Origin of the sequence: Bacillus sp. COPE52 (genome assembly GCF_003355115.1) — a bacterium.
In the GTDB taxonomy this organism is placed as follows: domain Bacteria; phylum Bacillota; class Bacilli; order Bacillales; family Bacillaceae_G; genus Bacillus_A; species Bacillus_A toyonensis.
In genome coordinates this window covers 5,153,465-5,166,400 of sequence record NZ_CP031292.1, presented here as the reverse complement: position 1 = coordinate 5,166,400, position 12,936 = coordinate 5,153,465, and the positions used below count along the sequence as shown (strand labels likewise).

The following is a 12,936-nucleotide window of genomic DNA, read 5'->3' as shown; positions in this document are numbered from 1 at the left end:
CCTTTTGTATATTCACATTTCTTTTGTTCCATCCTAATGTAAGCTATTATTAAAGGGAAAAGATACAATATAAGGGGTGGGTTTGGATGAAACGAGTGTTATTTGTTTGCACTGGCAATACATGTCGTAGTCCGATGGCTGAGGCGTTACTTCGTCATCATGGAGGAGATAAGTTTGAAGTGCAATCTGCTGGTGTTTTCGCCTATCCTGGAAGCGATGCATCGATATATGCGAAGGAAGCTTTAGCTGAAAAAGGAATTTCAATCGATCATGCCGCGCAGCAGGTAAATGAAGCTTTGCTTGATTGGGCTGATATTGTCGTAACGATGACAGAAAATCATAAGCAAATTGTACTTGGTCACTATCCGAGTGTTGAAAAGAAGTTGAATACATTATATGGACTAACTGAAGGTATAGGTAAAGACATTTCAGATCCTTTTGGAGGATCGCTTTCTATTTATAAAGAAACGTTAGATGAGATGGAAAAACTTGTACAAACTTTACTGAAAAAACATTCAGAGGGTTGATGTTTCGTGTATAATACGATATTGGAGATCACTTCGTCCTATTGAGGTAGCGAGTGTGAAATGAAGATAATTGGTTGAAACTTTGGAGGGGTAAAAATGAAAGTAGTAATAGCATCTGATCACGGCGGTATGAATATCCGTAAAGAACTTGTAAGTTTATTAGAAGAATTAAATATTGAATATATTGATTTAGGTTGTGAATGTGAAGCTGGTTCTGTTGATTACCCTGATTTTGCATTTCCAGCAGCGGAAATGGTAGCAAATGGTGAAGTGGATCGTGGTATTTTAGTTTGTGGGACAGGCATCGGTATGTCAATCGCGGCAAACAAAGTAAACGGTATTCGTTGTGCGTTAGTTCATGATACTTTCAGTGCGAAAGCAACGAGAGAGCATAATGACACTAACATGCTAGCGATGGGCGAGCGTGTAATTGGTGCTGGTCTAGCGCGTGATATCGCAAAAATTTGGTTAACAACTGACTATGAAGGTGGCCGTCACGAAAACCGCGTAGGAAAAATTAAAACATACGAAACAAAGTAATAGATTCTAACTATCAGTAGTGTGAAATATAATTTGGTGAACCAACCTGTGAAAGGAAGAGGCGTAATGACAGAAATCGTAAAGGTAAGAGAACAGCTACAAATATCGCTTTCTGATTTCCAAGAACAAGCTTCATTGCAAAGTGGTCAAATTTTTGTAGTGGGGTGTAGCACGAGCGAAGTGCTAGGAGAAAGAATTGGAACATCAGGAACGATGGAAGTAGCAGAGGCGATTTTTTCTGAGTTAAAACAATTTCAAGAGCAAACAGGTATTGAGTTAGCGTTCCAATGTTGTGAGCATTTAAACCGTGCTTTAGTAGTTGAGAGAGAAGTAGCGATAAAATATCAATTTGAAATTGTAACAGTTACGCCTGTTAGATCAGCAGGTGGTGCATTGGGGACATATGCGTATCACAATTTGAAAGATCCGGTAGTAGTTGAATTTATTAAAGCGGATGCTGGAATGGATATTGGTGATACATTTATTGGTATGCATTTAAAGCATGTAGCTGTTCCAGTTCGTACAAGTGTGAAGGAAATTGGAAATGCACATGTAACGATGGCGAAAACACGTGGAAAACTAATAGGTGGAGCACGTGCTGTTTATGCAGCGGAGGAAGAAACGATTACTTGCCGTTAAATGCGAAAAATGAGGAAGTCATATAGCAGCTTTTTATCATAGGATAAAAGGTATGTTGTCTGACTTTATAATAGAAGAAAGAAAAGACCGATTTTCGGTCTTTTTTTTCTTTTATGATATAGAAAGTCATGTTAGAATGTAGTTGAAAACATGAAGGTTCGAAAGAATTACAACCTGAATTTTCGTTTTTTCTGAATAAATAAGAAAAAACTGTTGGGAATTGATGTAATTCGTTCAGAAAAGGGGGATTTTGGTGGATCATTTAAAACGTCAAGATGAAAAGGTATTTGCTGCAATTGAGGCAGAACTAGGAAGACAGCGTTCAAAGATTGAGTTAATCGCTTCGGAGAACTTCGTAAGTGAAGCAGTAATGGAGGCGCAAGGTTCTGTTTTAACGAATAAGTATGCTGAAGGATATCCTGGAAAACGTTACTACGGTGGTTGTGAACACGTAGACGTAGTAGAAGATATCGCACGTGATCGCGTAAAAGAAATTTTCGGTGCAGAGCACGTAAATGTTCAACCACATTCTGGTGCACAAGCGAACATGGCAGTATATTTCACAATTCTAGAGCAAGGCGATACAGTACTTGGTATGAATTTATCTCATGGTGGTCACTTAACACACGGAAGCCCTGTTAACTTCAGTGGAGTACAATATAATTTCGTAGAATATGGCGTGGATGCTGACTCTCACCGTATTAATTACGATGATGTATTAGCAAAAGCGAAAGAACATAAACCAAAATTAATCGTAGCAGGTGCAAGTGCATACCCTCGTGTTATCGATTTCAAACGATTCCGTGAGATTGCGGATGAAGTGGGCGCATACTTAATGGTTGATATGGCACATATCGCTGGTTTAGTAGCTGCTGGTTTACATCCAAACCCAGTACCACATGCACATTTCGTTACAACAACAACACATAAAACATTACGTGGCCCGCGTGGTGGTATGATTTTATGTGAAGAGCAATTTGCAAAACAAATTGATAAATCAATCTTCCCTGGTATTCAAGGTGGCCCACTTATGCATGTAATCGCTGCAAAAGCTGTTGCATTTGGTGAGGTGCTTCAAGATGACTTTAAAACATATGCACAAAATATCATTAATAATGCGAACCGCTTAGCTGAAGGCCTTCAAAAAGAAGGACTTACACTTGTTTCTGGTGGAACAGACAATCACTTAATCTTGATTGATGTTCGTAACTTAGAAATCACAGGTAAAGTAGCAGAGCACGTATTAGATGAAGTTGGTATTACAGTGAACAAAAATACAATCCCATTTGAAACAGCAAGCCCATTTGTAACAAGTGGCGTACGTATCGGTACGGCAGCTGTAACATCTCGTGGTTTCGGTTTAGAAGACATGGATGAAATTGCTGCACTTATTGCTTATACATTAAAAAATCATGAAAATGAAGCTGCATTAGAAGAAGCACGTAAGCGTGTAGAAGCGTTAACGAGCAAATTCCCAATGTATACAGATCTATAATAGATTGAAAAAGACTGCTGAAACGTACTTGTTTTAGCAGTTTTTTTTGAGGACATATATTGTTTTTAAAGTATGTATACAAATGATGAATAAATTTTGGCGATATAATGAAGGATACAGCTTCCATTATTGGTAAAGATACTAGATAGATTCATCGTAAAATCATGATTTTGCCAAATTTGCCCTTGAATATTAGTAGCGTTTTCTTTACAATCGTAAATAGTGTAAAAAAGCGTGCAAACGCATGAATATCATCTAAAGGAGAGATTCACATGGGAAAACTGTATGTATTTGATCACCCGTTAATTCAACATAAGATTACATATATTCGCGATAAGAATACAGGTACGAAAGATTTTCGTGAATTAGTGGACGAAGTAGCAAGCTTAATGGCTTTCGAAATTACTCGCGACCTTCCACTTAAAGACATTGAAATTGAAACGCCTGTAAGTAAAGCGACAACAAAAGTGATCGCTGGTAAAAAACTTGGTTTAATTCCGATTTTACGTGCAGGTTTAGGAATGGTTGATGGAATTCTGAAATTAATTCCAGCAGCAAAAGTAGGACACGTTGGTTTATACCGTGACCCTGAAACATTGCAACCGGTAGAATACTATGTGAAACTTCCAACGGATGTAGAAGAGCGTGACTTTATCGTACTAGATCCGATGCTAGCAACAGGTGGTTCTGCAGCTGAAGCAATTAACTCTCTGAAAAAACGCGGTGCGAAACAAATTAAATTAATGTGTATCGTAGCTGCTCCAGAAGGAGTAAAAGTAGTACAAGAAGAGCATCCTGATGTTGATATTTATGTAGCAGCATTAGATGAAAAGTTAAATGACCACGGTTATGTAGTGCCAGGTCTTGGTGATGCTGGTGACCGTTTATTCGGAACGAAGTAAGACAACTGACGAGAGGGGATTCCCTACTCGTCTTTTTTTGTCCCGGGTATGCAGGTAGGGGAGGGGGATAAATATGCAACGTGTATACAACATAAGTTGCATACACAACACATATAATATAGAAGTCTTACGTCTAAGGAGCACTATATTATGGAAGGAAAGCGTTATATCTTAAAAATATAATAGTGACAAACTTGTGAACATTTCCTTCTATTATAAAGAGAAAACTGTTAGAAATTGCATATCTCTAACCAGTATTTAGAAGGGGAACGTTTTCATTTTTGGGAGGAAATGCCTAATACTCAAATTTTTTGATTTTTTACGATTTCTCGTTGACACTGTTAATACCCTATTGTATGCTAACAACGGGGATAGATGGTAGGGCTTTCAGTGACAAAAATACATCTATTCCGTGACGAAAATGTAAACTTTTTATTTTGTATAGGATTTATGCAAAAAAATGAGTTATTATTAACACATCGTGAATGAGGGTTACATATTGGAGGGATGAATCCTTGCAAAAAAACGACCGCAGCCATATAAAAGCTTATGCTTTAATGTCAGGAATTCTTGCTCAATTAGTCGGTTCTATTCTTATTGGAATCTTTGGTGGGCAGTGGATTGATAATAAGGTTGGAACGTTTCCATTGTTTCTTATTATAGGTTTATTACTAGGATTAGGAACAGGGGTATACGCAATGATTCGACTCATTCGACATTACTATTCGGGAGAGCAATGATGATAGACGTACATGGACTTGTCCAAAGACAAAAGAAATATATGTACTACTTGCTTGCGCTTCTAGTGCTAGGATGGGGATTCACCTCTTACAAGGATGTATTTCTTGGGCTGATTATCGGAACGATTTTCAGTTTTCTTAGTTTGCGCATCATTGCACGTAGAACAGACAAGCTGTTAGATCGCGTAACGAATGGAGAAAACGTGAAGTTTAAGGCAACAGCGGTAAGTACATATTCGAGATTCGCGACAATTGGGTTATTAATTTTATTTGCAGCCAAATATCAAGAGTTAATTGCGATGTGGGGCTTAGGTGTAGGATTGCTGACAGGATATCTTGTCATGATCATAGATTTTCTTTATTTAGAGTATAAGAGCAGGGAAGAGAGGTGAATTACTAGTGGAACACGGTAAATTAGTTGAATTTCTAGGTTTAACGTTCGATTTGTCATCAGTTATGATGGTTACTGTAGCAGCAGTTATTGTTTTCTTAATCGCAGTTATAGGAACTCGCAGCTTAGCTCTTCGCCCAACAGGAATGCAAAATTTCATGGAATGGGTGTTTGACTTCGTGAAAGGGATTATCAATAGTACGATGGACTGGAAAACAGGTGGACGTTTCTTAACGCTTGGCGTTACGCTTATCATGTTTATCATCGTATCGAACTTCCTTGGTTTACCATTCATGTATTCAACAGTTGAGGCTGGCGAACATATTGCATGGTGGAGATCACCAACGTCTGATCCAGCAGTTACATTAACATTAGCCGTGATGGTAGTTACCCTCACCCATTATTATGGAATTAAGATGAAGGGTACGAAAGAATACGTTAAAGGTTATTTCCAACCTATGAAATTCTTATTCCCATTAAAGGTTATTGAGGAGTTTGCTAACACATTAACGTTAGGTCTTCGTTTGTTCGGTAACATTTATGCAGGTGAAATCCTGTTAGGATTACTTGCTAAGTTAGGCGGAGCATCAGTTCTTGGAGCATTAGGTGCGCTTGTACCGATGTTAGCATGGATGGGATTCAGTGTATTCGTTGGATCAATCCAGTCATTTATTTTCGTTATGTTAACGATGGTTTATATGGCTCATAAAGTAAGCCATGACCATTAATATAATTTAAGTAAGAAAAAATTTATTTTTTTATAATACAAAGGAGGACAAATTAAATGAGTTTAGGTGTAATCGCAGCTGCAATTGCAATTGGTTTATCAGCATTAGGTGCAGGTATTGGTAACGGTCTTATCGTATCACGTACAATCGAAGGTGTTGCTCGTCAACCAGAATTAAAAGGCGCACTTCAAACAATTATGTTCATCGGGGTTGCTTTAGTTGAGGCACTTCCAATCATCGGTGTAGTTATTGCTTTCATCGTAATGAACAAATAAGGGAGACTCCCCTTACATAGATGGCGAAGAGTGTTTTTTGAACTTTCTTCGCCATTGCTTTATGAACGAAACGTATGTCTTTTTTTTTCATATGATCAATTTAGATATTTTGAAGGGAGTGAATCCTTGTGCCAACTTTATTATTAGGGGCTGCCATTCCATTTGGAACGATTGCTTATACATTGTTCATTTTCTTACTTCTATTAGTAATGCTACGCAAATTTGCGTGGGGTCCTTTAATGGGAATTATGAAAGAACGTGAAGAGCATGTTACTAGTGAAATCGACGCTGCAGAAAGAAGTAACGCTGAAGCGAAGAAATTAGTAGAAGAACAACGTGAAATGTTAAAACAATCGCGTGTTGAAGCACAAGAGTTAATCGAAAGAGCGAAAAAACAAGCTGTAGATCAAAAAGATGTGATTGTTGCTGCTGCGAAAGAAGAAGCAGAATCAATTAAAGCATCTGCTGTACAAGAAATTCAACGCGAAAAAGAGCAAGCGATTGCTGCTTTACAAGAACAAGTCGCTTCTTTATCTGTTCAAATTGCTTCTAAAGTAATTGAAAAAGAGTTAAAAGAAGAAGATCAAGTGAAGTTAATTCGCGATTATATTAAAGAAGTAGGAGAAGCGCGATGAGCAATGGGATTGTAGCAAAACGTTATGCTGTCGCTCTTTTTAAAATTGCAAAAGAAAAACACGTATTAGAAATGTTTGAAGAGGAATTACGCCTTGTACAAAACGTTTATGTAAAGAACGGAGAACTACATAGCTTTTTAACGCAACCGAACATTTCAAAAGAGCAGAAGAAAACGTTTCTTGCAAACGTATTCGGATCTGTTTCTGAATCTATTTTAAATACGTTATATATTTTAATTGATAACAAGCGCATTGAAATCTTACCTGAAATTGCAGATGAATATGTTGTTCTTGCTAATGAAGAACGTAACGTAGCGGATGCAACTGTGTATTCTACTCGTCTTCTATCTGAAGAAGAGAAGCTTAACGTTGCAGAAGCATTTGCAAAGAGAACGGGAAAAGATGCAATTCGCGTGAAAAATGTTGTAGATGAAGATTTACTAGGCGGCATTAAAGTACGTATTGGAAATCGCATTTATGATGGAAGTTTACAAGGAAAATTAGCACGTATTCAACGTGAATTAATGAAGAATAGATAGGGGTGAAGCACATGAGCATCAGAGCTGAAGAAATTAGCGCACTGATAAAGCAACAAATCGAGAACTATCAGTCTGAAATCGAAGTTAGTGATGTTGGTACAGTTATCCAAGTTGGTGACGGTATCGCGCGTGCTCATGGTCTTGATAACGTTATGGCTGGTGAACTTGTAGAGTTCTCTAACGGCGTTATGGGGCTAGCACAAAACTTAGAAGAAAACAATGTAGGTATCATTATTTTAGGACCTTACACAGAAATCCGTGAAGGTGACGAAGTTCGTCGTACTGGTCGCATCATGCAAGTACCAGTAGGGAAAGAACTAATCGGTCGTGTTGTAAACCCATTAGGTCAACCAGTTGATGGTTTAGGCCCAATCAATACAACAAACACTCGTCCAATCGAAAGTCCAGCACCAGGTGTAATGGATCGTAAATCTGTTCATGAGCCACTTCAAACAGGTATTAAAGCGATCGATGCTCTTGTACCAATTGGCCGTGGTCAACGTGAGTTAATCATCGGTGACCGTCAAACAGGTAAAACAGCAGTTGCACTTGATACAATCATTAATCAAAAAGATGAAGATATGATTTGTATCTATGTAGCTATCGGACAAAAAGAATCAACTGTACGTAACGTAGTAGAAACACTACGTAAGCACGGTGCATTAGATTACACAATCGTTGTAACTGCATCAGCTTCTCAACCAGCTCCATTATTATACTTAGCTCCTTACGCTGGTGTAACAATGGGTGAAGAGTTCATGTACAATGGTAAACACGTATTAGTAGTATATGATGACTTATCAAAACAAGCAGCGGCTTACCGTGAGCTTTCATTACTATTACGTCGTCCTCCAGGTCGTGAAGCATATCCAGGGGATGTATTCTACTTACATTCTCGCTTATTAGAGCGTGCAGCAAAATTAAGTGATGCAAGAGGCGGCGGTTCTTTAACTGCACTACCTTTCATCGAAACACAAGCAGGGGACGTATCAGCTTACATCCCAACAAACGTAATCTCGATTACGGATGGACAAATCTTCTTACAATCTGACCTATTCTTCTCTGGCGTACGTCCAGCGATCGATGCGGGTACTTCTGTATCACGTGTAGGTGGATCTGCTCAGATTAAAGCAATGAGTAAAGTATCAGGTACACTTCGTCTTGACCTTGCATCTTACCGTGAGTTAGAAGCGTTCGCTCAGTTCGGTTCTGACCTTGATAAAGCAACACAAGCGAAACTAAACCGTGGTGCTCGTACAGTTGAGGTATTAAAACAAGGATTACACAAACCGTTACGTGTAGAGAAACAAGTTATCATTCTTTACGCTTTAACACGTGGATTCCTAGATGATATCCCAGTAGTCGATATTACTCGTTTCGAAGAAGAATTCCATGCTTGGTTAGATTCAAATGCAGCTGACTTATTAAGCGAAATCCGCACAACTAAGAAACTTGCGGATGACGACAAATTTGCAGCAGCAATTAACGGATTTAAAAAAGTATTCGTAGCTTCTGAGTAATTAATAAAAGCGGAAGCGGCTCGATTTGAATGTGAAGTGAAGCCACCGAGCATTCAAGCCGCTGGAGCTAGATAGTATATATAAAAGGCATCTCAGGTTCTGAGATTGCTGACGGTTATGTAGAGGAAAAGAGTAGGTGCACCTATTCTTTTCCTTCAATCATGAGCAAGAATATCTTGCAACGTAGATTAGGAAGAGGATTCTTACTAATCGTGCCAACTTCCGGAAAAAAGGTGGTGAAAACCTGTGGCATCTTTACGCGATATAAAAGCGAAGATTACCTCGACAAAGAAAACGAGTCAAATTACGAAAGCGATGGAGATGGTATCTGCATCTAAGTTAAACCGTGCAGAGCAAAATGCTAAATCTTTCGTTCCGTATATGGAAAAGATTCAAGAAGTAGTAGCGAGCATTGCGCAAGGAAGTAAAGGAATTAATCATCCAATGCTAAATGCGCGTCCTGTAAAGCGTACAGGATACATCGTTATTACATCTGATCGCGGACTAGCAGGTGGTTATAACAGTAACGTATTACGTACAGTTAGTAACGTGATTCGTGAACGTCATAATATGGATTCAAACCAATATTCAATTATTGTGCTTGGCCGACTAGGACGTGATTATTTAAAACGTCGCGGATTTAACATCATTGATGAAGTAGTTGGATTATCTGACCACCCATCATTTACTGATATTAAAGATCTTGCTTCTCGAGCAATTGCGATGTTCGCAGATGGTGCTTATGATGAGCTGTATATTTACTACAACCATTACGTAAGTAAAATTTCACAAGAAGTAACGGAAAATAAAATTTTACCGCTTACTGATGTGGCGTCTGACAAACCGACGACAGCTTATGAATTCGAACCTTCTGAAGAAGAAATTTTAAAAGTATTATTGCCACAATACGCAGAAAGCTTAGTGTACGGTGCATTACTAGACGGTAAAGCAAGTGAGCACGCGGCGCGTATGACAGCAATGAAGAGTGCTACAGACAACGCAATGGAAGTTATCGATTCACTTACACTTTCATTCAACCGTGCACGTCAAGCAGCGATTACGCAAGAAATTACGGAAATCGTTGGTGGAGCAGCAGCGTTAGAATAGTAATAAAAAGTGGAAGCGGCTCTGTCAAAAGAGTCGCATAAGCTATAAACTAATAAAAAATTAAAAGCCGACTTCTCTTAGAAAGCTGGCTAATTAAAAGAAAGCTAGGAGGGAACCCGATGAATAAAGGGCGCGTTACGCAAATCATGGGTCCGGTTGTAGACGTTAAGTTTGATGGCGGAAAGCTACCAGAAATCTACAACGCCCTTACGGTAAAACAAAGCAACGAAAACGGAGCAAACATTAACTTAACATTTGAAGTTGCACTTCATTTAGGTGATGACACAGTTCGTACAGTTGCAATGTCTTCCACAGATGGACTTGTTCGTGGCACAGAAGTAGAAGATACTGGTAAAGCAATCTCTGTACCAGTTGGTGATGCAACACTTGGTCGTGTATTTAACGTATTAGGTGATGCAATTGACTTAGATGGTGATGTTCCTGCGGATGTACGTCGTGATCCAATTCACCGTCAAGCACCTGCATTCGAAGAGTTATCTACTAAAGTAGAAATTCTTGAAACTGGTATTAAAGTAGTAGACTTACTTGCTCCTTACATTAAGGGTGGTAAGATCGGTCTATTCGGTGGTGCCGGCGTAGGTAAAACAGTATTAATTCAGGAATTAATTAACAACATCGCACAAGAGCACGGTGGTATCTCTGTATTCGCTGGTGTAGGTGAGCGTACTCGTGAGGGTAATGACTTATACCACGAAATGAGCGATTCTGGCGTAATCAAGAAAACTGCGATGGTATTCGGGCAAATGAACGAGCCACCTGGAGCACGTCAACGTGTTGCATTAACAGGTTTAACAATGGCTGAGCATTTCCGTGATGAGCAAGGACAAGACGTACTATTGTTCATCGATAACATCTTCCGTTTCACGCAAGCGGGTTCTGAAGTATCTGCCCTTCTTGGTCGTATGCCATCTGCGGTAGGTTACCAACCAACACTTGCAACAGAAATGGGTCAATTACAAGAGCGTATTACATCTACAAATAAAGGGTCTATCACGTCTATCCAAGCGGTATATGTACCAGCCGATGACTATACTGACCCAGCACCAGCTACAACGTTCGCTCACTTAGATGCAACAACAAACTTAGAGCGTCGTTTAACGCAAATGGGTATTTACCCAGCCGTAGATCCATTAGCATCTACATCTCGTGCACTTTCTCCAGAAATCGTAGGAGAAGAGCATTATGAAGTAGCTCGTCAAGTACAGCAAACTTTACAACGTTATAAAGAGCTTCAAGACATCATCGCTATCTTAGGTATGGATGAGTTATCTGAAGAAGATAAGTTAGTTGTACATCGTGCTCGTCGTATTCAATTCTTCTTATCTCAAAACTTCCACGTAGCTGAGCAGTTTACAGGTCAAAAAGGTTCTTATGTACCTGTAAAAAATACAGTTAGTGGTTTCAAAGAAATTCTAGAAGGAAAATATGATGACCTTCCAGAAGATGCATTCCGCCTTGTTGGTGGCATTGAAGAAGTTATTGAAAACGCGAAGAAAATGATGGCGTAAGGCCTTAGGAGGGACGAAGTATGAAGACATTTCCAGTCAGTATTGTAACTCCTGATGGACCGGTTTACGAAAAAGAAGTAGAGATGGTAAGTGTAAAAGCAGAGAGTGGGGAAATGGGGATCTTACCAGGTCACATTCCAACTGTTGCACCATTAAAAATTAGTGCAGTTCGTCTGAAAAATGGTGGACACACTGATTATGTAGCAGTTAGCGGTGGCTTTATCGAAGTTCGTCCAGATAAAGTAACTGTATTATCATCATCTGCTGAAGAAGCAAACCATATCGATATCCATCGTGCAAATGAAGCGAAGCGTCGCGCTGAGCAACGTATGCAAGACAAACAAGCACATGTTGACTTTAAACGTGCAGAAATGGCATTACAACGTGCTGTGAACCGTTTAAACGTTTCCGATATGAAATAAAAAAATCCGTAAAGGTAAAGCCTTTACGGATTTTTTTTTATTGTATTTTATGGATAATTTTACAAAAATGGTATAATTGCATTGATGGTTGTATAAGTAGAGAATGTACAACAATTTATATTTCATAAAGGGGATGAATCAATGATCGGTGAAATGAAACGAGAAGCGTTGCACTCTTTAAAGGGGAATTGGGGACTAGGTGTTGGATCAACGATTTTATATTTTATTTTAAGTTATGTTGTTTCAATGGCTGCAATGCTTATACTTTTAATTCCAGGACTTATTCTATTTTTTTTAATTGTTAGCTTCGCTGGTTCAATTGAAGGGGAAACAATATCAATTGGAGCAGCTATTACCTTTGGGGTATTTTATTGTATCATGATAATTTTGAGTAACGCATCGTATGGTATTACATCATACGGTTATACGAATGTATGTCTACAGATTAGTAAACGAGAAGGTGCTAAAGTAGATTACTTATTCGAAGGATTTCGTGGTTTTAAAAGAATGATGAAAACAATGTGGGCAATGCTTGCGATTTTGTTATATACAGGTACATGGATTCCGATGTTGTTAATAGGCTTATTTGCATTGTTAGGTGAAGAAGGGAATACGTCATTTGCAATTGCTTTCTTCGTACTATTAGCTATTTCAATCGTTGGCATGATTGTGATGTATTTTTCTTATGCAATGACGTACTATGTAATGATTAGAAATCCAGAATATAGTGTGTCACAAGCAATGAAAGAAAGTAAGAGTCTTATGAAGGGACATAAGTTAGATTTGTTTCTTTTATGGCTTAGTTTTATAGGGTGGGTTATTTTAGCGATTTTGACATTTGGAATAGGTTTTCTTTGGCTTAGTCCGTATATGGGTACAACGACATCTCATTTTTATCGCTATATTTCAAAAGATGAATTGCGGTAAGAACATGCTATACTAATAGA

General features: G+C 38.6%; 17 protein-coding genes. All 17 read left to right on the top strand.

Annotated features, from left to right (window positions below; translation table 11 throughout):
* Positions 1-86: 86 nt before the first annotated feature.
* The 17 genes from DPQ31_RS26280 to DPQ31_RS26200 all read left to right on the top strand — a co-directional run bounded on the left by DPQ31_RS26280 (position 87) and on the right by DPQ31_RS26200 (position 12,916).
* Entirely contained in the window at positions 87-527 is a 441-nt protein-coding gene (locus tag DPQ31_RS26280; protein ID WP_000832365.1) for a low molecular weight protein arginine phosphatase, read from the top strand.
* Between the two features lie 96 nt (positions 528-623).
* Positions 624-1,067, top strand: a complete 444-nt coding sequence (gene rpiB, locus DPQ31_RS26275; RefSeq protein ID WP_000869542.1) for a ribose 5-phosphate isomerase B — start codon at positions 624-626, stop codon at positions 1,065-1,067.
* A gap of 48 nt (positions 1,068-1,115) precedes the next feature.
* Positions 1,116-1,706, top strand: coding sequence for a TIGR01440 family protein (locus DPQ31_RS26270; protein WP_002045951.1), 591 nt, complete (start codon positions 1,116-1,118; stop codon positions 1,704-1,706).
* Positions 1,707-1,959: 253 nt separating this feature from the next.
* On the top strand, positions 1,960-3,201 hold the full coding sequence (glyA, locus tag DPQ31_RS26265; RefSeq protein WP_000349812.1) for a serine hydroxymethyltransferase: 1,242 nt from the start codon (positions 1,960-1,962) through the stop codon (positions 3,199-3,201).
* A 272-nt stretch (positions 3,202-3,473) separates the two neighbouring features.
* Entirely contained in the window at positions 3,474-4,103 is a 630-nt protein-coding gene (upp, locus tag DPQ31_RS26260) for a uracil phosphoribosyltransferase (RefSeq protein WP_000517536.1), read from the top strand.
* Between the two features lie 375 nt (positions 4,104-4,478).
* Positions 4,479-4,592, top strand: coding sequence for a DUF4024 domain-containing protein (locus DPQ31_RS26255; RefSeq protein WP_000232961.1), 114 nt, complete (start codon positions 4,479-4,481; stop codon positions 4,590-4,592).
* 26 nt (positions 4,593-4,618) lie between these two features.
* A complete protein-coding gene (locus DPQ31_RS26250; protein ID WP_001171219.1) occupies positions 4,619-4,843 on the top strand; it encodes an AtpZ/AtpI family protein in 225 nt (74 codons plus the stop codon).
* Entirely contained in the window at positions 4,843-5,235 is a 393-nt protein-coding gene (locus DPQ31_RS26245) for an ATP synthase subunit I (protein ID WP_000567600.1), read from the top strand. Before DPQ31_RS26250 ends, DPQ31_RS26245 begins: the two co-directional genes overlap by 1 nt.
* A 7-nt stretch (positions 5,236-5,242) precedes the next feature.
* Positions 5,243-5,962, top strand: coding sequence for a F0F1 ATP synthase subunit A (gene atpB / locus DPQ31_RS26240; protein ID WP_000399876.1), 720 nt, complete (start codon positions 5,243-5,245; stop codon positions 5,960-5,962).
* Between the two features lie 56 nt (positions 5,963-6,018).
* Positions 6,019-6,237 (top strand): F0F1 ATP synthase subunit C, encoded by a 219-nt coding sequence (gene atpE, locus DPQ31_RS26235; protein ID WP_000052064.1) that lies wholly within the window; start codon positions 6,019-6,021, stop codon positions 6,235-6,237.
* Positions 6,238-6,365: 128 nt separating this feature from the next.
* On the top strand, positions 6,366-6,872 hold the full coding sequence (gene atpF / locus DPQ31_RS26230; protein ID WP_001142619.1) for a F0F1 ATP synthase subunit B: 507 nt from the start codon (positions 6,366-6,368) through the stop codon (positions 6,870-6,872).
* Entirely contained in the window at positions 6,869-7,411 is a 543-nt protein-coding gene (gene atpH, locus DPQ31_RS26225) for a F0F1 ATP synthase subunit delta (protein ID WP_000064687.1), read from the top strand. The genes atpF and atpH overlap by 4 nt, the downstream gene beginning before the upstream one ends.
* Before the next feature lie 11 nt (positions 7,412-7,422).
* Complete coding sequence (gene atpA / locus DPQ31_RS26220) at positions 7,423-8,931, top strand: F0F1 ATP synthase subunit alpha (protein ID WP_000027515.1); 1,509 nt, start codon at positions 7,423-7,425, stop codon at positions 8,929-8,931.
* A 246-nt stretch (positions 8,932-9,177) separates the two neighbouring features.
* A complete protein-coding gene (gene atpG / locus DPQ31_RS26215; protein ID WP_000157703.1) occupies positions 9,178-10,038 on the top strand; it encodes a F0F1 ATP synthase subunit gamma in 861 nt (286 codons plus the stop codon).
* A gap of 119 nt (positions 10,039-10,157) precedes the next feature.
* Positions 10,158-11,567 (top strand): F0F1 ATP synthase subunit beta, encoded by a 1,410-nt coding sequence (gene atpD / locus DPQ31_RS26210; RefSeq protein WP_001032587.1) that lies wholly within the window; start codon positions 10,158-10,160, stop codon positions 11,565-11,567.
* 20 nt (positions 11,568-11,587) lie between these two features.
* On the top strand, positions 11,588-11,989 hold the full coding sequence (atpC, locus tag DPQ31_RS26205) for a F0F1 ATP synthase subunit epsilon (protein WP_000847214.1): 402 nt from the start codon (positions 11,588-11,590) through the stop codon (positions 11,987-11,989).
* 141 nt (positions 11,990-12,130) lie between these two features.
* Entirely contained in the window at positions 12,131-12,916 is a 786-nt protein-coding gene (locus tag DPQ31_RS26200; RefSeq protein ID WP_208731230.1) for a DUF975 family protein, read from the top strand.
* Positions 12,917-12,936: the final 20 nt, after the last annotated feature.

Coding starts and splice junctions, on each gene's coding strand:
- DPQ31_RS26280 (WP_000832365.1), top strand. CDS start 87: ATGAAACGAGTGTTATTTGTTTGCACTGGCAATACATGTCGTAGTCCG.
- rpiB (WP_000869542.1), top strand. CDS start 624: ATGAAAGTAGTAATAGCATCTGATCACGGCGGTATGAATATCCGTAAA.
- upp (WP_000517536.1), top strand. CDS start 3,474: ATGGGAAAACTGTATGTATTTGATCACCCGTTAATTCAACATAAGATT.
- DPQ31_RS26255 (WP_000232961.1), top strand. CDS start 4,479: ATGGTAGGGCTTTCAGTGACAAAAATACATCTATTCCGTGACGAAAAT.
- DPQ31_RS26245 (WP_000567600.1), top strand. CDS start 4,843: ATGATAGACGTACATGGACTTGTCCAAAGACAAAAGAAATATATGTAC.
- atpE (WP_000052064.1), top strand. CDS start 6,019: ATGAGTTTAGGTGTAATCGCAGCTGCAATTGCAATTGGTTTATCAGCA.
- atpH (WP_000064687.1), top strand. CDS start 6,869: ATGAGCAATGGGATTGTAGCAAAACGTTATGCTGTCGCTCTTTTTAAA.
- atpA (WP_000027515.1), top strand. CDS start 7,423: ATGAGCATCAGAGCTGAAGAAATTAGCGCACTGATAAAGCAACAAATC.
- atpD (WP_001032587.1), top strand. CDS start 10,158: ATGAATAAAGGGCGCGTTACGCAAATCATGGGTCCGGTTGTAGACGTT.
- atpC (WP_000847214.1), top strand. CDS start 11,588: ATGAAGACATTTCCAGTCAGTATTGTAACTCCTGATGGACCGGTTTAC.
- DPQ31_RS26200 (WP_208731230.1), top strand. CDS start 12,131: ATGATCGGTGAAATGAAACGAGAAGCGTTGCACTCTTTAAAGGGGAAT.